General features: G+C 62.5%; 15 protein-coding genes. 12 read left to right on the forward strand and 3 right to left on the reverse strand.

The features are described from left to right. Nucleotides 1-52: 52 nt before the first annotated feature. Both aceF and aceE read right to left on the reverse strand, forming a co-directional pair. A complete protein-coding gene (gene aceF, locus SF06_RS00365; RefSeq protein WP_039559232.1) occupies nt 53-1,729 on the reverse strand; it encodes a dihydrolipoyllysine-residue acetyltransferase in 1,677 nt (558 codons plus the stop codon). Between the two features lie 10 nt (nt 1,730-1,739). Next, a complete protein-coding gene (gene aceE, locus SF06_RS00370) occupies nt 1,740-4,388 on the reverse strand; it encodes a pyruvate dehydrogenase (acetyl-transferring), homodimeric type (RefSeq protein WP_039559233.1) in 2,649 nt (882 codons plus the stop codon). Nucleotides 4,389-4,699: 311 nt separating this feature from the next. On the opposite strand from aceE, the gene glnE reads away from it, so the two are divergent. The 11 genes from glnE (at nt 4,700) to SF06_RS17870 (ending at nt 18,379) form a co-directional block, all read left to right on the forward strand. Then, entirely contained in the window at nt 4,700-7,618 is a 2,919-nt protein-coding gene (gene glnE, locus SF06_RS00375; protein ID WP_039559235.1) for a bifunctional [glutamate--ammonia ligase]-adenylyl-L-tyrosine phosphorylase/[glutamate--ammonia-ligase] adenylyltransferase, read from the forward strand. A gap of 52 nt (nt 7,619-7,670) precedes the next feature. Beyond that, entirely contained in the window at nt 7,671-8,594 is a 924-nt protein-coding gene (locus SF06_RS00380; protein WP_027590168.1) for a branched-chain amino acid transaminase, read from the forward strand. A gap of 140 nt (nt 8,595-8,734) precedes the next feature. Then, nucleotides 8,735-9,769, forward strand: coding sequence for a lipopolysaccharide heptosyltransferase II (gene waaF, locus SF06_RS00385; protein ID WP_039559237.1), 1,035 nt, complete (start codon nt 8,735-8,737; stop codon nt 9,767-9,769). Then, nucleotides 9,770-10,765 carry a lipopolysaccharide heptosyltransferase RfaC gene (gene rfaC, locus SF06_RS00390; RefSeq protein WP_039559238.1) on the forward strand — a complete coding sequence of 332 codons (996 nt, stop codon included), beginning with the start codon at nt 9,770-9,772 and terminating at the stop codon, nt 10,763-10,765. Further along, nucleotides 10,766-11,878, forward strand: a complete 1,113-nt coding sequence (locus SF06_RS00395) for a glycosyltransferase family 4 protein (RefSeq protein WP_039559240.1) — start codon at nt 10,766-10,768, stop codon at nt 11,876-11,878. A gap of 331 nt (nt 11,879-12,209) precedes the next feature. Continuing rightward, on the forward strand, nt 12,210-13,031 hold the full coding sequence (gene rfaP, locus SF06_RS00400) for a lipopolysaccharide core heptose(I) kinase RfaP (protein WP_037008740.1): 822 nt from the start codon (nt 12,210-12,212) through the stop codon (nt 13,029-13,031). A gap of 12 nt (nt 13,032-13,043) precedes the next feature. Beyond that, the gene (locus SF06_RS00405) at nt 13,044-14,483 is read left to right on the forward strand and encodes a lipopolysaccharide kinase InaA family protein (RefSeq protein ID WP_039559245.1); all 1,440 of its coding nucleotides are present in this window, start codon (nt 13,044-13,046) and stop codon (nt 14,481-14,483) included. A 31-nt stretch (nt 14,484-14,514) separates the two neighbouring features. Next, nucleotides 14,515-15,435, forward strand: a complete 921-nt coding sequence (locus tag SF06_RS00410; protein WP_234703287.1) for a glycosyltransferase family 2 protein — start codon at nt 14,515-14,517, stop codon at nt 15,433-15,435. Nucleotides 15,436-15,476: 41 nt separating this feature from the next. After that, the gene (locus SF06_RS17865; protein WP_076380889.1) at nt 15,477-16,349 is read left to right on the forward strand and encodes a glycosyltransferase; all 873 of its coding nucleotides are present in this window, start codon (nt 15,477-15,479) and stop codon (nt 16,347-16,349) included. A 122-nt stretch (nt 16,350-16,471) separates the two neighbouring features. Further along, nucleotides 16,472-17,584: a glycosyltransferase gene (locus SF06_RS00415; protein WP_039559307.1), complete on the forward strand. Its 1,113-nt coding sequence runs from the start codon at nt 16,472-16,474 to the stop codon at nt 17,582-17,584. Between the two features lie 12 nt (nt 17,585-17,596). Beyond that, on the forward strand, nt 17,597-18,379 hold the full coding sequence (locus tag SF06_RS17870) for a lipopolysaccharide kinase InaA family protein (protein ID WP_076380887.1): 783 nt from the start codon (nt 17,597-17,599) through the stop codon (nt 18,377-18,379). Between the two features lie 3 nt (nt 18,380-18,382). Here SF06_RS17870 and SF06_RS17680 read toward each other — a convergent pair whose 3' ends face one another. Then, nucleotides 18,383-19,363 (reverse strand): glycosyltransferase family 2 protein, encoded by a 981-nt coding sequence (locus SF06_RS17680; protein ID WP_052199661.1) that lies wholly within the window; start codon nt 19,361-19,363, stop codon nt 18,383-18,385. Between the two features lie 161 nt (nt 19,364-19,524). Here SF06_RS17680 and msbA point away from each other — a divergent pair, with 161 nt between their 5' ends. Beyond that, complete coding sequence (gene msbA, locus SF06_RS00425) at nt 19,525-21,318, forward strand: lipid A export permease/ATP-binding protein MsbA (protein WP_039559246.1); 1,794 nt, start codon at nt 19,525-19,527, stop codon at nt 21,316-21,318. Nucleotides 21,319-21,323: the final 5 nt, after the last annotated feature.

Consider the following 21,323-nt stretch of genomic DNA (forward strand, 5'->3'; position numbering starts at 1 on the left):
CGTGGCGTGCTCGTTTGAGGAAAGCGGCCGGGCCGGTGGCCCGGCAGGGATATCACAGCAGCAACGTGCGGATATCGGCCAGCAGCTCGGAGAGCCGCTTGGTGAAACGCGCCGCGGCGGCCCCGTTGATCACCCGGTGGTCGTAGGACAGCGACAGCGGCAGCATCAGGCGCGGCTGGAACGCCGAGCCATCCCAGACCGGCTGCATCGTGGCCTTGCTGACGCCCAGGATCGCCACTTCCGGCGCGTTGACGATCGGCGTGAAGCCGGTGCCGCCAATGTGGCCGAGACTGGAGATGGTGAAGCAGGCGCCCTGCATGGCATCGACACCGAGCTTCTTGTTGCGCGCCTTGTCGGCCAGCTCGGCGGCCTCGCCGGCCAGTTGCAGCAGGCTCTTCTGGTCCACGTCGCGGATCACCGGCACCAGCAGGCCGTCCGGGGTGTCCACGGCGAAGCCGATGTGCACGTACTTCTTGCGGATCAGCGCAGCGCCGCTGGGTGCCAGCGAGCTGTTGAAGTCCGGCATCTCCTTGAGTAGGTGCGCGCAGGCCTTGAGCAGCAGCGGCAGCACGGTCAGCTTCACGCCGGCCTTTTCCGCTGCAGCCTTCTGGGCCACGCGGAAGGCTTCCAGCTCGGTGATGTCGGCGGACTCGAACTGGGTGACGTGGGGCACGTTCAGCCAGCTGCGGTGCAGATTGGCGGCGCCGACCTGCATCAGGCGGGTCATGGCCACTTCCTCGATTTCACCGAACTTGCTGAAATCCACCGCCGGGATCGGCGGAATGCCCGCACCACCGGCAGCCACGGCCGGCGCGGCCTGGGTCTGCTGCATCATGGCCTTCACGTAGGCCTGCACGTCTTCCTTGAGCACGCGGCCGTGCGGGCCGGTGGGCGTGACGCGCGCCAGGTCGATACCGAACTCGCGGGCCAGCTGGCGCACGGCCGGACCAGCGTGCACCTGGGCGGCGGGGCGCTTGGGGGGCTCGACCAGCGGGGCAATGCTCTCCAGCGGCGGGTTGCCGTCGGCGGCGCTCGGTGCCGGCTTCTGCGGTTCGGCCACCACCGGAGCAGGCGCCTTGGCAGCCGCTTGCGGAGCGGCGGCCGGTGCCGCGGGCTGGGCGGCCGGCGCGGCGCCTTCCACCTTGAGGGTGAGGATCAGGTCGCCGGTGCCCACTTCGGCATCCAGCTGCACGGCAATCGATTCCACCACGCCGGCGGCCGGCGAGGGGATTTCCATGCTGGCCTTGTCGGACTCCAGGGTGATCAGCGACTGCTCGGCGCTCACCGTGTCGCCGGCCTTGACCAGCACCTCGATGACACGCGCCTTGCCGGCCGAACCGATGTCCGGCACGCGGATTTCCTGGCTGCTGGCCGGGGCCGGAGCGGCGGCGGGTGCGACGGTTTCCTTGGCGGCGGGCTGGGTGGCCGGCGCTGCCGGTGCGGCCTCGGCCTTGGGGGCGGCGGCCGGCTCGGGGGGCGGCGCGCTGGCGCCGGCGTCGTCGCTTTCCAGCTCCAGCAGCTCGTCGCCTTCCTTGAGGCGGTCGCCCAGCTTGACCTTCAGGCTCTTCACCACGCCGGCCTTGGGCGCGGGAATCTCCATGCTGGCCTTGTCGGATTCCAGGGTCAGCAGGCTCTGCTCGGCCTCGATGCGGTCGCCCACCTTGACGAACAGCTCGATGACTTCGCCTTCGCCGCTGCCGATGTCCGGGACACGAATCAGTTCACTCATGGTTCGCTCCTCAGCAGTCCAGCGGGTTGGGCTTTTGGGTGTCGATGCCGAAGCGGGCGATGGCTTCGGCCACCACTTTGCGCTCGATCTCGCCGCGGTCGGCCAGGGCTTCCAGCGCGGTCAGCACGATCCAGTTGCGGTCCACTTCGAAGAAGTGGCGCAGCTTCTCGCGGGTGTCGCTGCGGCCGAAGCCATCAGTGCCCAGCACCTTGTACTCCTTGACCGGCACCCATTGGCGAATCTGATCGGCGAACAGCTTCATGTAGTCGGTGGAGGCGATGACCGGGCCCTTGCGGCCGCCCAGGCACTGCTCGACGTAGCTCTGTTGCGGTTTCTGCTCCGGGTGCAGGCGGTTGTGACGCTCCACCGCCAGCCCGTCGCGGCGCAGCTCGTTGAAGCTGGTGACGCTCCAGACGTCGGCGCCGATCTTGAACTCTTCGCGGAGGATCTTCGCCGCCTCGCGCACTTCGCGCAGGATGGTGCCGCAGCCGAGCAGCTGCACGTGGCAGGCGGCTTCCTTCTTGTCCTCTTCGAGCAGGTACATGCCCTTGATGATGCCGTCCTGTACACCCTCGGGGATGGCCGGCTGGGCATAGGACTCGTTCATCACCGTGAGGTAGTAGAAGACGTTCTGCTGCTCCTCGGTCATCTGGCGAATGCCTTCGCGGATGATCACCGCCAGCTCGTAGCCGTAGGTGGGGTCGTAGCTGCGGCAGTTGGGGATGGTGCTGGCAAGGATGTGGCTGTGACCGTCCTCGTGCTGCAGGCCCTCGCCGTTGAGCGTGGTGCGACCGGCGGTGCCGCCGATCAGGAAGCCGCGTGCGCGGCTGTCGCCGGCGGCCCAGGCCAGGTCGCCGATGCGCTGGAAGCCGAACATCGAATAGAAGATGTAGAACGGCAGCATCGGCTGGTTGTGGGTGCTGTAGGCCGTGGCGGCGGCGATCCAGCTGGACATGGCGCCGGCCTCGTTGATGCCTTCCTCGAGGATCTGGCCCTTCTTGTCCTCGCGGTAGAACATCACCTGGTCCTTGTCGACCGGCTGGTACAGCTGGCCTACGGACGAATAGATGCCGAGCTGGCGGAACATGCCTTCCATGCCGAAGGTGCGCGCCTCGTCCGGCACGATCGGCACGATGCGCGAGCCCAGCTCCTTGTCCTTGACCAGCTGCGCCAGGATGCGCACGAAGGCCATGGTGGTGGAGATCTCGCGATCGCCCGAACCGTCGAGGATGGCCTTGAGGGTTTCCAGCGGCGGCGTCGGGATGCTGAAGCTCTTGTTGCGGCGCTGCGGGACCGGGCCGCCGAGCTTTTCACGGCTCTTGAGCAGGTACTTCATTTCCGGGCTGTCGGGCTCGGGCTTGTAGAACGGCAGTTCTTCGAGCTTGTCATCCGGAATCGGGATGCCGAAACGGTCACGGAAGACCTTCAGGCTGTCCAGGTCCACCTTCTTGACGTTGTGGGCGATGTTCTGGGCTTCGCCCGAGCCGGTGCCGTAGCCCTTGATGGTCTTGGCCAGGATCACCGTCGGCTGGCCGGTGTGGTGCACCGCCGCGTGATAGGCGGCGTACACCTTGAACGGGTCATGGCCGCCACGGTTGAGCTTCCAGACCTCGTCGTCGGAGAGGTCTTCGACCATCTTCAGCAGCTCGGGGTTGGCGCCGAAGAAGTGCTGGCGCACGAAGGCGCCGTTGTTGGCCTTGTAGTTCTGGTAGTCGCCGTCGACCACCTCGTCCATGCGTCGCTGCATGACGCCGTCGGCGTCCTTGGCGAACAGCGGGTCCCACAGGCGGCCCCAGATCACCTTGATGACGTTCCAGTCGGCGCCGCGGAAGTTGCCTTCCAGCTCCTGGATGATCTTGCCGTTGCCACGCACCGGGCCGTCCAGGCGCTGCAGGTTGCAGTTGATGACGAAGATCAGGTTGTCCAGCTTCTCGCGGCCGGCCAGGGAGATGGCGCCCAGGGACTCCGGCTCGTCGGTCTCGCCGTCGCCCAGGAAGCACCAGACCTTCTGCTTGCCGGCGGGGATGAAGCCGCGGCTTTCCAGGTACTTCATGAAGCGCGCCTGGTAGATGGCCTGGATCGGGCCCAGGCCCATCGACACGGTCGGGAACTGCCAGAAGTCCGGCATCAGCCAGGGGTGTGGGTAGGAAGACAGGCCGTTGCCGTCCACTTCGCGGCGGAAGTTCTCCAGCTGGTCTTCGCTGATGCGGCCCTCCAGGAAGGCGCGGGCGTAGACGCCGGGCGCGGCGTGGCCCTGGAAGAAGACCAGGTCGCCGCCATGTTCTTCGGTCGGGGCCTGGAAGAAGTAGTTGAAGCCGATGTCGTACAGCGTCGCGCTGGAGGCGAAGGTGGAGATGTGGCCGCCCAGGCTGGAGTCCCGCTTGTTGGCCCGCGCCACCATGGCCAGTGCGTTCCAGCGCACCAGCGAGCGCACGCGGCGCTCCATGAACAGGTCGCCGGGCATGCGGGCTTCGTGGGTGACCGGAATGGTGTTGCGGTAGGGCGTGGTGATTGCGTAGGGCAGCTGCGTGCCGCTACGGGTGGCCAGCTCGCCCATCCGGGTGATCAGGTACTTGGCGCGGTCCTCGCCTTCGCGGTCGAGGACCGACTCCAGGGCGTCCAGCCACTCCTGGGTTTCGATGGGATCTTGGTCTTGCATGGCTTGCTCCAGGGCTCAGGGCGACCTTTTGAGTCGCCTCGATGGCACTGCCGCGTCGTGGCCGCAGTGTCTTTTGTTGTTCGTTGTGTGCCAGGGACAATCGGCGCTTGTAGTTTTACTACAAAAAAGCGAGACCCAACAGTCATCGCACAAATTTGTAGCGAAACTACAGGGGTGGCCGCGAAACCGTCCTTGGCGGGCCCTGTTTGCAGGGCAAGCATAGACCGCGTCACCGGCAACCCTTGACGAACCCCCCGGCGATGCCCTCTGCTGGCGGTCCATTCGCCCCTTTCGCAGAAGGAAGTTTCCCCATGAGTCTGCCCTCCCTGGTTGCCGTCCCGGCGTCGCTGGCTGATCTCGCCGAGCGACCGGGTGTCGCACTGCGCGCCCGTCTGGCCGAGCGAGGGCGGGCGGATGACTGGCCGGCGGCGCGCCAGGAGGCGTTCGTCCGCGCCTGCGTGGCCAGCGACTTCGTGGCCGAGCAGGTGCAGCGGGATGTCGAGGCGTTTCTGGCGCTGGCGGACTCCGGCGAGCTGGAGCGCAGCCTGCGCCCCGGCGAACTGCGCGGGCAGTTGCAGGCGCTGCTGGCCGACTGCGAGCAGGAAGACGATCTGGCCCGCCGCCTGCGACGCTTCCGCAACCGCCAGCAACTGCGCATCGTCTGGCGCGATGTGAATCGCCTGGCCGATCTCGGCGAGACCTGCCGCGACCTCTCCGACCTGGCGGACGCCTGCATCGACCTGGCCTACCGGTGGCTGTACCCGCGCCATTGCGCGCAGTTCGGCACGCCGATGGGTCGGCGCTCCGGCAAGCCGCAGCAGATGGTGATCCTCGGCATGGGCAAGCTCGGTGCCCACGAGCTGAACCTGTCCTCGGACATCGACCTGATCTTCGGTTTCCCCGAAGGCGGCGAGACCGAGGGTGTGCGCCGCTCCCTCGACAACCAGGAGTTCTTCAACCGCCTGGGCCAGCGGCTGATCAAGGCGCTGGACGCCATCACCGTGGACGGCTTCGTGTTCCGCGTCGACATGCGCCTGCGCCCCTACGGCTCGGCCGGCGCGCTGACCCTGAGCTTTGCCGCGCTGGAGCAGTACTACCAGGACCAGGGGCGCGACTGGGAGCGCTACGCGATGATCAAGGCGCGCGTGGTCGGCGGCGATCAGGTCGCCGGCGCGCACCTGCTGAAGATGCTGCAGCCGTTCGTCTATCGGCGTTACCTGGATTTCTCGGCCATCGAGGCGCTGCGCAGCATGAAGCAGCTGATCCAGCAGGAGGTGCGCCGCAAGGGCATGAGCGAGAACATCAAACTCGGCGCCGGCGGCATCCGCGAGGTGGAATTCATCGCCCAGGCCTTCCAGCTGATCCACGGCGGCCGCGACCTGAGCCTGCAGCAGCGGCCGCTGCTGCCGGTGCTGGCCGTGCTGGAGGCCGAGGGCTACCTGCCGGCTCCGGTGGTGGCCGAGCTGCGCGACGGTTACCGCTTCCTGCGCTATGTCGAGCACGCCCTGCAGGCGCTGGCCGACAAGCAGACGCAGATGCTGCCTGAGGATGCCCGCGAGCGGGCGCGGGTGGCCTTCATCATGGGCTTCGCCGACTGGCCTGCGTTCATGGCACGTCTGGAGCAATGGCGCGAACGTATCGAATGGCATTTCCGGCAGGTGATCGCCGACCCTGACGAGGAAGAGGAACAGGCCGCGGGTGGCGAGTGGCTGGCCCTGTGGCTGGGCGATCTGGAGGAGGACAGCGCCATCCGGCAACTGGCCGAGCTGGGCTTCGCCAGCCCCGAGCACGCCTGGCGACACCTGCACGACCTGCGCGGCAGCAGCCAGGTGCGCAGCATGCAGCGCCTGGGCCGCGAACGCCTGGACGCCTTCATGCCGCGCCTGCTGGCCCAGGTGGCCGAACAGGACGCCCCGGATCAGGTGCTGGAGCGCGTCATGCCGCTGGTGGCGGCGGTGGCGCGGCGCTCGGCCTACCTGGTGCTGCTCACCGAGAATCCCGGCGCGCTGACCCGGCTGCTGCAGCTGTGCGCCGCCAGCCCGCTGATCGCCGAGCAGATCGCCCGCTTCCCGTTGTTGCTCGACGAGCTGCTCAACGAAGGCCGCCTGTACAGCCCGCCGCAGGCCCCGGAGCTGGCCGCCGAGCTGCGCGAGCGGCTGATGCGCATTCCCGAGGACGACCTCGAACAGCAGATGGAGGCGCTGCGCCACTTCAAGCTGGCCCACAGCCTGCGCGTGGCCGCCTCGGAATTCGCCGGCACCCTGCCGCTGATGAAGGTCAGCGACTACCTGACCTGGCTCGCCGAGGCGATTCTCGAACAGGTGCTGGCGCTGGCCTGGCGCCACACCGTGGCCAAGCACGGCACGCCCAAGCGCGCCGACGGCAGCGACTGCGACCCGGACTTCATTATCGTGGGCTACGGCAAGGTGGGCGGCATCGAGCTGGGCCACGGCTCGGACCTGGACCTGGTGTTCATCCACGACGGCGATCCGCAGGCGGAAACCGACGGCGCCAAGCCCATCGACGGCACCCAGTTCTTCACCCGCCTGGGCCAGCGCATCATCCACCTGCTGACCACCCAGACCACGTCGGGCCAGCTCTACGAGGTTGACATGCGCCTGCGCCCCTCGGGCGACGCCGGCCTGCTGGTCAGCTCGCTGGCGGCCTTCGAACGCTACCAGCAGCAGGAAGCCTGGACCTGGGAACACCAGGCACTGGTGCGCGCCCGGGTGCTGGTCGGCAGCCCACGGGTGGCGCAGTGCTTCGAACAGGTGCGCGGGCAAGTGCTGGGGCGGGCCCGCGACCTGCAGAAACTGCAGGCGGAAGTCAGCGAAATGCGCGCCAAGATGCGCGACAACCTGGGGACCCGGGCCACCGACGCCGGACGTGGCGAAAACGCCTTCGACCCCGCGCAGAGCTTCGATCTCAAGCAGGATGCCGGTGGTATCGTCGATATCGAATTTATGGTGCAATACGCGGCCCTGGCCTGGTCGCACCAGCACCCGGAGCTGCTCCGCTACACCGACAACATTCGCATTCTGGACGGCCTCGGCGCGGCCAACCTGCTGCCCGAAACGGATGTCCAGTTATTGCAGGAGGCCTACAAGGCCTACCGCGCCGCAGCCCACCGCCTGGCCCTGCAGAAACAACCCGGCAAGGTGCCGGGCGATCAGTTCCCCGATTCGCGCCGCCTGGTGCGGCGCATCTGGACGGAACTGGGACTGAACTGACTTCACGCAGGCGGCCGACGGCCGCCTCACTTGACCATTGAGGAATGCAACGATGTCGATGGCTGACCGCGACGGTGTGATCTGGTACGACGGCAAACTGGTGGAATGGCGCGGCGCGACCACCCATGTGCTGACCCACAGCCTGCACTACGGCATGGGTGTGTTCGAAGGCGTGCGCGCCTACGAGACCCCCCAGGGCACCGCGATCTTCCGCCTGCAGGCGCACACCGATCGTCTGTTCGATTCGGCCCACATCATGGGCATGAAGATTCCTTACACCAAGGAAGAGATCAACGAAGCCACCAAGGCGGCGGTGCGCGAGAACGGCCTGGCCAGCGCCTACATCCGTCCGCTGGCGTTCTACGGTTCCGAAGGCATGGGCATCCGTGCCGACAACCTGAAGGTGCATGTGATTGTCGCCGCCTGGCACTGGGGCGCCTACATGGGCGAGGAAGCGCTGGAGCGCGGCATCAAGATCCGCACCAGCTCGTTCACCCGCCACCACGTGAACATCTCCATGACCCGCGCCAAGGCCAGCGGCCACTACATCAACTCGATGCTGGCCCTGCAGGAAGCCGTTTCCGCCGGTGCCGACGAGGCGCTGCTGCTGGATCCGGAAGGCTACGTGGCCGAGGGTTCGGGCGAGAACATCTTCCTGGTCAAGGACGGCGTGATCTACACCCCCGAGGTGACCGCCTGCCTGAACGGCATCACCCGCAACACCGTGCTGACCCTGGCCCGCGAGCTGGGCGTGGAGATCGTCGAGAAGCGCATCACCCGCGACGAGGTGTACATCGCCGACGAGGCCTTCTTCACCGGCACCGCCGCCGAAGTGACGCCGATCCGCGAACTGGACGGCCGCCAGATCGGCATCGGTCGTCGCGGCCCGGTCACCGAGAAGCTGCAGAAGGCCTACTTCGACCTGGTCACCGGCAAGACCGATGCCCACCCCGAGTGGCGCACCCTGGTCAAGTGATTCACCAGCGCAGGGTGGGTTAGGCCGCAGGTCGTAACCCACCATCCGGCCCGCAGGGGCGGCCAATGGATGCCTGGCGACATCCTTGGTGGGTTACGCCGCGAGCGCGGCTGACCCACCCTACGGGGACAATTCCTAGTATGAACATTCTGATCATCGGACCCAGCTGGGTCGGCGACATGGTGATGGCCCAGACGCTGTTCACCTGTCTCAAGCAGCAACACCCCGATTGCGCCATCGACGTGCTGGCCCCGGAGTGGAGCCGGCCGATCCTCGAGCGCATGCCCGAGGTGCGCGAGGCCCTGAGCTTTCCGCTCGGCCATGGCGTGCTGGAGCTGGCCACCCGCCGGCGTATCGGCAAGTCTCTCAAGGGGCGATACGACCAGGCGATCCTGCTGCCCAACTCGCTGAAGTCCGCCCTGGTGCCGTTCTTTGCCGGTATTCCCAGGCGCACCGGCTGGAAGGGCGAGATGCGCTATGGGCTGCTCAACGACATCCGCCTCCTCGACAAGCAGCGCTACCCGCTGATGATCGAGCGCTTCATGGCGCTGGCCTACGCGCCGGGCGCCGAGCTCCCGCAGCCCTATCCGCGCCCGTCGTTGCAGATCGACGAGGCCAGCCGCGCCGCCGCGCTGGAAAAATTCGGCCTGACCCTGGACCGTCCGGTGCTGGCGCTGTGCCCCGGCGCCGAGTTCGGCGAAGCCAAGCGCTGGCCGGCCGAGCACTACGCCAAGGTGGCGGAGGTCAAGATCCGCGAAGGCTGGCAGGTCTGGCTGTTTGGCTCGAAGAACGACCATCCCGGCGGTGAGACCATCCGCGAGCGGCTGATTCCCGGCCTGCGCGAGGAAGTCAGCAACCTGGCCGGCCAGACCTCGCTGGCCGAGGCCATCGACCTGATGTCCGCCGCCACGGCGGTGGTGTCCAACGACTCCGGGCTGATGCACGTGGCGGCGGCGCTGAATCGCCCGCTGGTGGCCGTGTACGGCTCCACCTCGCCGCAATTCACCCCGCCGCTGGCCGAGCAGGTGGAGATCGTGCGCCTGGGTCTGGAATGCAGCCCCTGCTTTGAGCGCACCTGCCGCTTCGGTCACTACGACTGCCTGCGCCAGCTCAAGCCGCGCGCGGTGATCGAGGCGCTGGATCGCCTGGTGCCGCAGCCGGTCGAGGTGAAATGAGTGAAGGTGCTGCTGATCAAGACGTCGTCCATGGGCGACGTCATCCACACCCTGCCGGCGCTCACCGATGCCGCGCGCGCCATTCCCGGCATCCGCTTCGACTGGGTGGTTGAGGAGGGCTTCGCCGAGATTCCCGCCTGGCACCCGGCGGTGGAGCAGGTGATCCCGGTAGCGATTCGCCGCTGGCGCAAGAACCTGTGGAAAACCTTAAAGAATGGCGAGTGGCGCCAGTTCAAGCAGCGCCTGCGTGAGGGCGACTACGACCTGGTGATCGATGCCCAGGGCCTGCTGAAAAGCGCCTGGCTGACCCGTTACTGTCGCGCGCCGGTGGCCGGCCTGGACCGTGACTCAGCCCGCGAGCCGCTGGCCAGCCGCTTCTACGACCGCACCTTCCACGTGCCGAAGGAACAGCACGCCCTGGAACGAGTACGCCAGCTGTTCGCCCAGGCGCTGGGTTATCCGCTGCCCGACTCGATCGGCGACTATGGTCTGGACCGCGCCGCGCTGGCCGAGTCGTCCGCTACCCCCTACATCGTGTTCCTGCATGGCACCACCTGGTCCAGCAAGCACTGGCCGGAAGCCGACTGGCGTGCCCTGGCCGAGCGCCTGAGCGCCGACGGCTGGGCGATCCGCCTGCCGTGGGGCAACCCCGGCGAAAAGGCCCGCGCCGAACGCATCGCCGCCGGTCTGCCCGGCGTCGAGGTGCTGCCCAGGCTGAACATTGTCGGCGTCGCCCGCGTACTGGCCGGCGCCCGCGCCTGCGTGGCGGTGGACACCGGCCTCGGCCACCTGGCCGCGGCGCTGGATGTGCCGAGCATCTCCCTCTACGGCCCGACCCGCCCCGGCCGCGTCGGCGCCTACGGCAAGGGTCAGGTGCACCTGTGCGCCAGCGGGCCGAACGCCGGCAGCGGCGACCGCGACAAGCCCTGTTTCGAGGGGCTGGATGCGGTGCGCGTGTATCCCGAATTGCAGCGCCTGTTGGCGGAGAACCCCTGAATGCGCCTGGCCTTCCTGCTCTACAAGTACTTCCCGTTTGGTGGCCTGCAGCGCGACTTCCTGCGCATTGCCCTGGAATGCCAGCGCCGTGGCCATGCCGTGCGGGTCTACTGCCTGTCCTGGGACGGCGAAGTGCCGGAAGGCTTCGAGCTGCGCCGTGTGCCGGTCAAGGCGTTCAGCAACCACAGCCGTAACCAGAAATACATCGATTGGGTATCTGCCGATCTGGCCCGCGACCCGGTGGACCGCGTGGTGGGCTTCAACAAGATGCCGGGGCTGGACGTCTATTACGCCGCCGATGGCTGTTATGCCGCCAAGATGGCCGGCAAGGGCTGGCTGAGCCGTCTTGGCGGCCGCTACCGGCATTTTTCGGAAACCGAGCGGGCGGTGTTCACCGCCGAGGCGCAAACCCGGATCCTGATGATATCCGAGGTTCAGCAGCCGTTGTTCATCCGGCATTACGGCACCCCCGCCGAGCGCTTTCACCTGCTGCCTCCGGGCATCTCACCGGATCGGCGGGCGCCAGACAATGCCGCAGCGCTCCGCGCGCAGCTGCGGGAGGAGTTTGGCTGCGGCCAGAACGATCTGCTGGTTCTTCAGCTTGGCTCAGGGTTCAAGACCAAGGGGCTGGACCGCAGCCTGGCAGCACTGGCTGCGTTACCCGAGTCGTTGCGGGCGCGCACCCGGTTGCTGGTGATCGGCCAGGACAATCCCAAGGCGTTCCAGGTCCAGGCGGCCCAGCTGGGCATTGCCGAGCGGGTGCAGTTCCTCGGTGGGCGCAGCGATGTGCCGCGCTTCCTGCTCGGCGCCGACCTGCTGATTCACCCTGCCTACCACGAGAACACCGGTACCGCGCTGCTGGAGGCGCTGGTCGCCGGGCTGCCGGTACTGGTTACCGATGTCTGCGGTTACGCCCACTACATTGCCGAGGCAGACGCCGGCCGGGTGCTGCCCAGCCCCTTCCAGCAGGCGCAATTGAATCAGTGCCTGGCGCAGATGCTGGAGGATGATCAGGCTCGTCAGCGCTGGTCGGCCAATGGCCTGAGCTACGCGGACAGCGCAGATCTTTATTCGATGCCGCAGCGTGCGGCGGATGTGATTCTCGCCGATTGAGCCACAACCGGGCCCGCGCAATGCGGGCTCGACTGAACGCCCCGCTTTCTCCCTGCCCGGTCAAGCGGCCCGCCAGGCATCTTATTGCTTCGTTTCGTGCCCGGCTTCACGTGCGCATGCTCCCTGCTGGACTTTAATCGGCAATCGACCAGATGGGGCGCGTGCGTCTGCCGGTGCCCTATGTGTCTGACTCGCTCACAGGAAGTGGCGGCGGTCAATTCTGTATCGCAGTGTGGTGCGGTGTATCATTGGTCGCCTTTACATCGAACTTCCCATCAAATCGCCTGGTCTAGGCTTGGCTATACGCAGGGGAGTGCTGATCAGGAGGTGGATGTTGGCAGACATTTTTCTTGCCGAGCCCTTGAACAACCTATGGGCCGGCAAGGACCCGTTCGTTGCAGTCGAGGCGCTGGACGGTCCCGTTTATAGGCAGAAGGAAGGCCGAGTAGTGTTCCGTGTGGAGCTCGATGGGGCGGCTTACTTCGTCAAGATCCATCGCGGCATCGGCTGGCGGGAAATCTTCAAGAATCTGCTGAGCTTCCGGTTGCCGGTGCTCGGGGCCCGCCAGGAACTGTTGGCCATCCGCTGCCTGGAGCAGGCCGGCATCCCGACCCTGAAGCCCGTCGGCTACGGGCGTCGCGGGCTCAATCCTGCACGTCAGCATTCCTTTCTGATTACCGAAGAGCTGGCTCCGACCATCAGCCTCGAAGACTACTGCCAGGATTGGGAGCGTACGCCTCCGCCCCTGCCGCTCAAGCGGGCGCTGATTGACCGGGTGGCGGATACGCTGCGTGGCATGCACGGGGCGGGGCTCAATCACCGCGACTGCTACCTGTGCCACTTCCTGCTGCACACGGACTGTCCACCTGCCCCAGACAATCTGCGCCTGTCGGTGATCGATTTGCACCGCTCCCAGGTGCGCAGCCGGGTTCCACTGCGCTGGCGCGACAAGGACCTGGCCGGGCTGTACTTCTCTGCCTTGCACATCGGGCTGACGCGCAATGATAAGCTGCGCTTCCTCAAGCGCTACTTTCGCCAGCCGTTACGCGACATCCTGATCCGGGAGGCCAGCCTGCTCAGTTGGCTGGAGCGCAAGGCGGCTCGTTTGCTGGAGCGGTATCGGCGAAAATACGCACCCGGTGTTCAGACATAAGGTTGTTGTCCATTGAAGCTGCACGAATTGGCCGGCTCCGGCAGTACCCCCTCGACCCCGCTGGAACTGGAGCTGGCCGACGCAGCAGGGCCGGGCCTTTTGCGTGTCGAGCGTTGGCTGTCGCCGGGGTCCGAAGCCTACGTGGCGCAGGGGCGTTGGCGCAGTGGGCCAGTACAGGCCCGTCTGCTTATCGGGCGGCATGCTGCGGAGCGTTTCCGCCGCGAGCGTGAGGGCGCCAGACTGTTATCAGCCCAGGGCATGGCCGGGCCGCGCCTGCTCGCGGAGGGTATGCAGGCGGGGCAGGGCGGCTGGCTGCTGTACGAGGCTCGCGAAAATGCCGAAGCCCTGGATGCCCGTTGGCGGCGAGTGGCCGACGAGCTGCTGATTTCGGAACGGCAGCAGGAAGTCCTGGGCGCGGGGCTTGCCGCGTTGGCGACGCTTCACGCCAAGGGCCTGTGGCACGAACGGCCAGGCCTGGATCAGCTGCAGAGCGGTGCCGGTGAAACCTGGTGGCGAGATCCAGGGGCCATCCGTGCTCAGACGCCCGGTACACCCCTTTCACGCGACCGGGTGCTGGATGACCTCGGCCGTTTTTTTGCGCAGCTGCCGGTGCGCGCCGAACCGTTCTTCGAGGAACTGCTGGTGCATTACCTGCTGGTCAACGGAGAACATGCTCTGCCGCTTGAGCGCCTGCTGGACATCTCGCGGCGCATGCGGCGTGAGGGTATGCGCGGGTTTATCCGTAGTCTGGGGCGCACCGGCAAGCACGTGCAGGTCAGCCGTGGACTCGGTGGACTCACCGCAGTGGTCAACGGCGAGGCGGGACGGCTGTCCGCGATTCTTGCTGACCCCGAGGCCGCCATGGCTGGTGGCAAACCCCTCAAGCTTGGTGATACCACCACCGTGGTGCGGGTGGAAACGGACAGCGGTCCGGTGGTTATCAAACGCTACAACCTGCTCGGCTGGCGGCACTGGCTGCGCCGTTGCCTGGTGCCGACCCGCGCCTGGCGCTGCTGGATATCCGGTCATCGTCTGGAGTACCTGGGCATTCCCACTCCCCGTACCCTGGCTGTCATCGAAAATCGTTGCTGCGGATTGCGCGGGCGCAGCTACCTGATCACCGAATTTCGTGCGCTGCCCGACCTGCTGCATCACCTGCAGCCAGACGCTCACACGGTCCCTCCCGAGCCCGAAGTGAACGCCCTCGAACAACTGTTCGCAACGCTGCTGCACGAGCGCATCAGCCATGGCGATTTCAAGGACACCAACCTGCTGTGGGATCAGGACCACTGGGTGATGATCGATCTGGATGCCATGCGGTATCACCGCTGGGGAGCCCGGTTCAGGAGGGCGTACGAGAAGGATCGGCGCCGAGTGCTGGAGAACTGGCGAGCAGATGCAGCGGCTTTCAGCGTGATTGATGCGCGGCTTCCCCATTACGTCGATGGCTAAGCCGGACAGATATTCAAGAGGAGCGGTCACCGTGAATGAGAATAAGGGCACTCCAGGGAAGCTGGTTAGCGTGGTTATCCCTGCCTACAACTATGCAAAGACCCTGGAGCGTGCTGCTGAGTCGGTCATTGGCCAGCTTGACGAGTCCTCAGAGCTGATCATCATTGATGACGGTTCGAAAGATGAAACTCCCGAAGTGATGCAGCGCCTGGCTGAGCGCCATCCTGGGAAATTTATCGGTATCCGCAAGGAAAATGGCGGTCTTGCCTCGGTTCGCAATCGAGGCATAGCCGAGGGGCGCGGGGATTATCTGATCTTTCTCGATGCGGATGATGAGATGGCACCGGGAGCGCTGGCAGCTATCCGGCAGCACATCGAACGAAACCCGGACACTCGTCTGGTCATCGGTGGTAGCGAAGCAATCTACCCCAACGGGAGGCGGCGTACCCGCGTGCCACCGGCACTACCATCACGGCCAGTGGATCGGGTCCGGGCCTATCTCATAGACCAGACGCTGAATATCTCCAACGGTGCTTGCGTCATGCATCGTGATGTATTCCAGCGAGGGCTGTATCCAAGCCATTTCCGTAATGTGGAAGACATTCCCGTATTCGCGCAGGTGCTGGCATCTTACCCGTGCACGACCCTCGCTCAGTCCCTAGCTTATATCTATAAACACGAAGACAGTCTGCGCCACAATCTCGATTATGGGCTGCAGGTGGGAGAGAAGCTCATTGCGGAGGTTTTCGATACTCAGCGCCTCCCTGAAACTATGCAAGTGTTGCGAAGGCCATTCATTGTAAAGCGGTACCTGACGCTTTTTAGAACGTTCTCTCGTGCGGGGGAAAAAGAAAAGGCGTGGGAGTTTTATCGAAAGGCTTTAAAGACAGACTGGCGCGCGATATTTAAGTTATCTTATACTAGGAAAGCCATTAAATTCTTATTTAAGTAGCTCTAAGTGGGGCTGTCTTCTCGGTTATATATTTCGAGGATATTGTGGAAAGTCTTCCGTTGGTTACTGTTGTTGTCTCATGCTTTAATCATGCAAATTATGTTGAGGAGTGCATATTAAGCATTCTAAATCAGTCTTGGCCTAATATTGAGCTTTTGGTCGTTGATGATGGGTCTTCTGATGATAGTGTTGAGGTTATATCGAAGATTCAGGGGAGGTACGGTTTTGATTTTCGTGTCCAAGAGAATAAAGGGCTTTCCAGGACGCTAAATGAGACGTTCGCCAGGAGTTCTGGCGAGTATTTGGTTGCCTTTGGCTCTGACGACGTAATGCTTCCCGAAAGAATTAAGCGACAAGTTGAGTATATGCGCGGGAAGCCTTTAGTCGGAATTTGTTCTGGAAATATCTTGCCAATTGATTCGAGTGGGAAGCAGTTAAGGCTTAGTAGTAGAGAGCGAAGGCGCCATGAGTTCATGTCGCTAAATTTCGAAGATGTCTTTTTGAGCAAAAAGCCATTTCCCCCTGCGGCAACAATGATGATTCGGCGTTCCGCCTTCTATGACGTCGGTGGTTTTGATCCTGAAATTCCTCTAGAAGACTTGCAGATATGGCTTAAAGTAACACACGCCGGATATACGATAGATAGCATTCCTGAGTTTTTCTCAAAATACAGGAAGCATAATGACAATACATACAAAAAGCTTAGGTTTATGGCGGAGAGCGCGCTGAAGACCTATGGTATTTTTAAAGATCATCCGTTATATGAGCAGGCTGTTTTTCGCTATAAGAATAGTATGATTAGAAGTGCGGCTCGTGTGGATAAGGAATTTGCCAGGGAGCTGGTTTGGTCGTTGCCTATTCGCGGCTGGAATCGGAAGACTATAAAGGGGTTGCTCGTATCTCTTGTTCCTTGAGTGTTTGGTACTGGGCTGGCGCTCTGAGGTTTTTGTTCTAATCTTCCCTCCATAGCTCTCAAGGCCTTTGTTGTTCTGGCTGGAGCTGGTAGGGAAGAGGTTTTTCCGATCGGGTGCTGATCATGCGAAAAATTAAAGTACTTCAAGTTCAGCTCCATAAAAAAAACGATTGTGTCCTTGCGGATGAGATTATTCGTAGCCTACCAGTCAATTTCGAAGTGACGAATGCCTTCCTGTGCGGTGAGACGTGTGCGTCCGGTTATAGGGATGGCGGGATAGAGAATATCTGTTTCGGTTTTCCGGACGCATGGCTCAGGGGCTCGCGTTTGCGGGTTCTCTGGCGCCTTTATCGGTTTTGCAAGCAGGAGCGGTTCGATATGGTGGTAGCGCATCGGTATAAACCGATGAGCCTATTCCTGCAGCTGAATCGCTGGCTGCGCTTCGGACGCGTGATCGGCATACAGCACGGTATTGGTGATTTTGATCGCTCCTACCGCAAGCGCGAAATGAGACGCCTACTACGTGAGAACTGCTACGTTGTTGCTGTATCTCAAGCAGTGCGCGAGTATTTGTTGCGCGCGAATTTAGGTATTGATGAGCGTAATTGTGTGCGGATCGATAATGCGATCGATATTGCTGCTGCCGAGCGCATGCAGTTGACGCGTGAATATGCCCGCCGCCAACTGGGTTTACCTGAGGGAAGTTTTCTATTCGGCACGATTGGCCGCCTAGTGTCGGTGAAGGGGCATATTCATTTGCTTGAGGCTTTTGCTCTCATCAAGGATGAGTTTCCGCAGGCTAACGTCGCCATCATTGGCGAGGGGGCTTGCCGCGCGGAGTTGGAGGCGGCCAGCGAGCGACTTGGCTTGCACGATCGAGTATTCCTGTTGGGTTCTAGGGTACAAGCGCTGCGTTATGTTAAAGCATTCGACGTATTTGTAATGCCATCTTTGAGTGAAGGATTGCCCCTTGCCTTGCTGGAGGGTATGAGCGGCCATCTACCGGTAATCGGTTCCGATATTCCGGCCCTGTTGCCAATTCTCGAGGGTTGTGGTGGCGGAATCTTCCCTGTTGGTCAGGCGGATGGGCTAGCCGAATGTCTGCGGGACTCCTTAGAATTCACTGAAGACCAGCTTCGGGAACAGGGCGAGCGGTGTTACCAGTATCTGTGTGTAACGCACTCCATTGAGGAGTATCGGCGTAAATACCGACAGCTACTCACAGCTTCGGATTGACGGAAGGTTAGTATGCTTCGTTACTCATCTTTTACCGCCCAAGGCTGGCGGGGGGAAGTGCTGGCCGGATGGGAAGATATGTTCATCGAGCTCGATGAATGGTTGGCTAGTAGCGTTGGCGAGCGTGTTGTGAATCTGCCTTCTAGGCAGGTCTGGCGTGCCGAGACGTCGAAGGGAGCTGTTTTCGTTAAAGTGATTTACCGTGCCAGTGAGGTGAACAGCCTGGTACGGAAAACATTCTCGTCACTGAAATGGCTACTGCGGCCCTCACGGGCGCTGGCTACCCTGAAAGTGTCGCGGGCAATGCTCTTAGCAGGATTTGATTGTCCGGTTCCCGTGTTGGCTGTGCGGCGCCGCTCGGCGGCTGGTTGGCCGGTGGACGTGTTCGTTAGTGCGGAGTGTCGTTATCTCAACCTTTATGAGCAGATGCTTGACCTGAATCGGGAGCATAAGGAGGCGCTACTGAGTCAGGTGGCGAGTGAGTTAAACCGGTTCCATTGTGCAGGATTTGTCCATGGGGATTGTATTACTCCCAATTTGGCTCTGAATGGGCAGGGGCGACTAGTACTTTTCGATAACGACCGTACTGTCCGAGCGCCTATGTTGCGGCGAAGATACGCCCAGCGACGCAATCTGATCCAGTTTGGCTATCGGCTGACACGGCAGCAGGGGAGTTCGTGCTACTTCGAGCTATTTCTGAATAGCTATGTTGCTGCAGGCAAAGGTGCGGCTGATAGAGAGCATATCCCCCGCATCCTGCGTGCGGTAAACAAGCGCTTGCGAAATGCTCGGTAGCTCCTAGCGAAACCCGGCAATGAGCCGTTCCGCAATACCTCGCCAGGCGGGCACGTAAGGTTGAGCGTACTGGCGGATCTGTTTTAACGCGCCGCTACCAGCGGAGCGGTGGCGCTTCATCAAGGCAAGCCAGTGGCTGGCGGCAGGTGAAGGTGCTTGTGCTTCCTGGCTGAGCCAATCGCTCCAGAAAGCCATTAACGGTAGGTAGAGCGACAGTTCACCCTCAGTCAAAGCCTGCTGATGCTTCCAGATTTTAAAGTGCAGAGGCAGGAGTTTCTCCAGCGAGGTGCCTTTCGGGTGGGGCAGGAGTCGCTCCTGAATAAGCTGCAGGTTTGTGATGTTCTGTTTTTTTAAATGCTGGCTTGCTTGGGTTGAGTGTATTCGGTATCGGATTAGTGTTCTTTGAATGTTGGTTAGCTGAATTTTAGGGTTTTTAATAAACGAAGAAAGGAAGAAAGAAAAATCTTCTCCGTAGGCTATGTCGGTAGGGTAGCGTGTGTCGTTGATGCTGCTTCGGCGAAACATGCAGCTTCCGCTTGGGATTGTTCGGTCAAAAAAGAAGTAGTTCCATTTCAATGTATCGCTGTGGCTCGGGTATTTATTTAGGCGGTTGGAGGCCCCGAAGTTCTGTAGCCACGACCCGCAAATATCTGCATATTTATTTTGCAAGACATCCAGTTGAATTTCAAATCGGTTGTGAATGCAAATATCGTCGGCATCCATCAGTGCGACGAACTCTCCCTCGCAGCGCTCAAGACCGGCGTTACGCGCACGTGAGACACCACCGTTGGGTTGATCAATGAGCAGAATCCGCCCTTCACGCCGCTGATAAGCCGTAAGCACTTCAAGCGACTGATCCGTCGAGCCATCGTTGACAATCACGATCTGATCGGCCTGCATCGATTGCTGAAGTACGGAATCCAGCATTTCCTGCAGGTAGGGGGCCGCGTTGTAGACAGGGATGAGAACGCTGAGTGTGGTCATCTGAAAGTGCTTTTGACTGCTGTGTGGAGATGTATCGGCCCGCTCCAGAGGTTCTGCATGAGCGCGGACGACGTCGCGGTCGGCAGTCTATCAAATGCCTCGCAGGAGCTCCCGATGCCCTATGGTAGAATCCGCCCCCTGCCGTCCGGGACCTTAGCCGCATGACCAGCCTCAATTCACGCGCCGAAGGCGCCTCCAGCCTCACCGTTTACCTTCGCCTGCTTGGCTACGTGAAGCCCTACACCGGTTACTTCGCCCTGAGCATCGTTGGCTACGTCATTTTCGCATCCAGCCAGCCCATGCTGGCCGGCATCCTCAAGTACTTTGTCGATGGGCTGGGCAATCCCGAAGCAGTGCTGTTCCCTGACATCAGGTTCCTGCAGGGCTTCCGGTTGCTGGAGCTGGTGCCATTGATGATCGTCGCCATCGCCATTTGGCAGGGCATCGGGTCCTTCCTAGGTAACTACTTTATTTCGAAGGTTTCCTTTGGATTAGTCCACGACCTGCGGGTGGCGCTGTTTGACAGCTTGCTGCGTCTGCCCAACCGTTATTTCGACGAGCACAACTCCGGACACCTGATCTCGCGCATCACCTACAACGTAACCATGGTCACCGGTGCGGCCACTGAGGCGATCAAGATCATGATCCGCGAGGGCCTGACGGTCGTCTTTCTTTTCACCTACCTGCTGTGGATGAACTGGAAGCTGACCCTGGTCATGGTAGCCATCCTGCCAGTCATCGGTGTGATCGTGGGTACTGCGGGCAAGAAGTTCCGTAAGCAGAGCCGACGCATTCAGGTGGCCATGGGGGATGTCACCCAAGTAGCCTCCGAGACTATCCATGGCTACCGTGTGGTGCGTAGCTTCGGCGGGGAAGACTATGAATCCACACGCTTCTCGCTCGCCAGCGCCAACAACACCGCCCGCCAACTGCGCATGACCCGCACCAGTGCAATCTACACTCCGACGCTGCAGTTGGTGACGTACACCGGCATGTCGCTGGTGCTGTTTCTGGTGCTCTTGCTGCGCGGCGACGCGACCGCGGGCGACTTGGTGGCTTATATCACCGCTGCTGGCCTGCTGCCCAAGCCGATCAAGCAGCTCTCGGAAATCAGTGCCACCATCCAGAAGGGCCTGGCTGGCGCTGAAAGCATTTTCGAGCAACTGGACACCCCCCCGGAGCCGGATCAGGGAACGGTGGAGCGCCAACACGTGAATGGGCGCCTGGAAGTGCGCGACCTGAATTTCCGTTACCCAGGCACAGATAAGCCGGTACTGGCGGGTATCAACTTCTGCGCGGAGCCGGGGCAGATGATTGCGTTGGTCGGTCGCTCTGGCAGCGGCAAGTCGACGCTGGCCAACCTGATCCCCCGTTTTTACCAGCACAGCGAGGGGCAGATTCTGCTGGACGGTGTCGAAGTGCAGGATTATCGACTGCGTAATCTGCGCAGGCATATCGCGCTGGTAACCCAGCAGGTGACCCTTTTCAATGGCTCGGTGGCTGACAATATCGCCTACGGCGATCTGGCCGGCTCACCGCGCGAGGCCATCGAGCAGGCGGCTGAAGCGGCCTATGCACGGGAGTTCATCGACCGGCTGCCGCAGGGCTTCGACACCGAAGTGGGAGAGAACGGCGTGTTGCTCTCGGGTGGTCAGCGGCAACGCCTGGCCATCGCGCGCGCGCTGTTGAAGAACGCGCCGTTGCTGATTCTCGATGAGGCCACTTCGGCGCTGGACACCGAGTCCGAGCGCCATATCCAGGCTGCGCTGGACAAGGTGATGAGCGGGCGGACCACGCTGGTCATTGCCCACCGGTTGTCCACGATCGAGAAAGCCGACCTGATTCTGGTGATGGACCAGGGCCAGATCGTCGAGCGTGGCACGCATGCCGAGCTGCTGGCCCAGAACGGCTATTACGCGCGCCTGCATTCGACGCAGTTCGAGGAGCGGGCCTGAGTTCA

Source organism: Pseudomonas flexibilis (assembly GCF_000802425.1).
Classification (GTDB): Bacteria; Pseudomonadota; Gammaproteobacteria; order Pseudomonadales; family Pseudomonadaceae; genus Serpens; species Serpens flexibilis.

Excerpts from the sequence above, each read along its gene's own strand:
- aceF (WP_039559232.1), bottom strand. The coding sequence starts at position 1,729 with ATGAGTGAACTGATTCGTGTCCCGGACATCGGCAGCGGCGAAGGCGAA.
- aceE (WP_039559233.1), bottom strand. The coding sequence starts at position 4,388 with ATGCAAGACCAAGATCCCATCGAAACCCAGGAGTGGCTGGACGCCCTG.
- glnE (WP_039559235.1), top strand. The coding sequence starts at position 4,700 with ATGAGTCTGCCCTCCCTGGTTGCCGTCCCGGCGTCGCTGGCTGATCTC.
- SF06_RS00380 (WP_027590168.1), top strand. The coding sequence starts at position 7,671 with ATGTCGATGGCTGACCGCGACGGTGTGATCTGGTACGACGGCAAACTG.
- waaF (WP_039559237.1), top strand. The coding sequence starts at position 8,735 with ATGAACATTCTGATCATCGGACCCAGCTGGGTCGGCGACATGGTGATG.
- SF06_RS00395 (WP_039559240.1), top strand. The coding sequence starts at position 10,766 with ATGCGCCTGGCCTTCCTGCTCTACAAGTACTTCCCGTTTGGTGGCCTG.
- rfaP (WP_037008740.1), top strand. The coding sequence starts at position 12,210 with ATGTTGGCAGACATTTTTCTTGCCGAGCCCTTGAACAACCTATGGGCC.
- SF06_RS00415 (WP_039559307.1), top strand. The coding sequence starts at position 16,472 with ATGCGAAAAATTAAAGTACTTCAAGTTCAGCTCCATAAAAAAAACGAT.
- SF06_RS17870 (WP_076380887.1), top strand. The coding sequence starts at position 17,597 with ATGCTTCGTTACTCATCTTTTACCGCCCAAGGCTGGCGGGGGGAAGTG.
- SF06_RS17680 (WP_052199661.1), bottom strand. The coding sequence starts at position 19,363 with ATGACCACACTCAGCGTTCTCATCCCTGTCTACAACGCGGCCCCCTAC.
- msbA (WP_039559246.1), top strand. The coding sequence starts at position 19,525 with ATGACCAGCCTCAATTCACGCGCCGAAGGCGCCTCCAGCCTCACCGTT.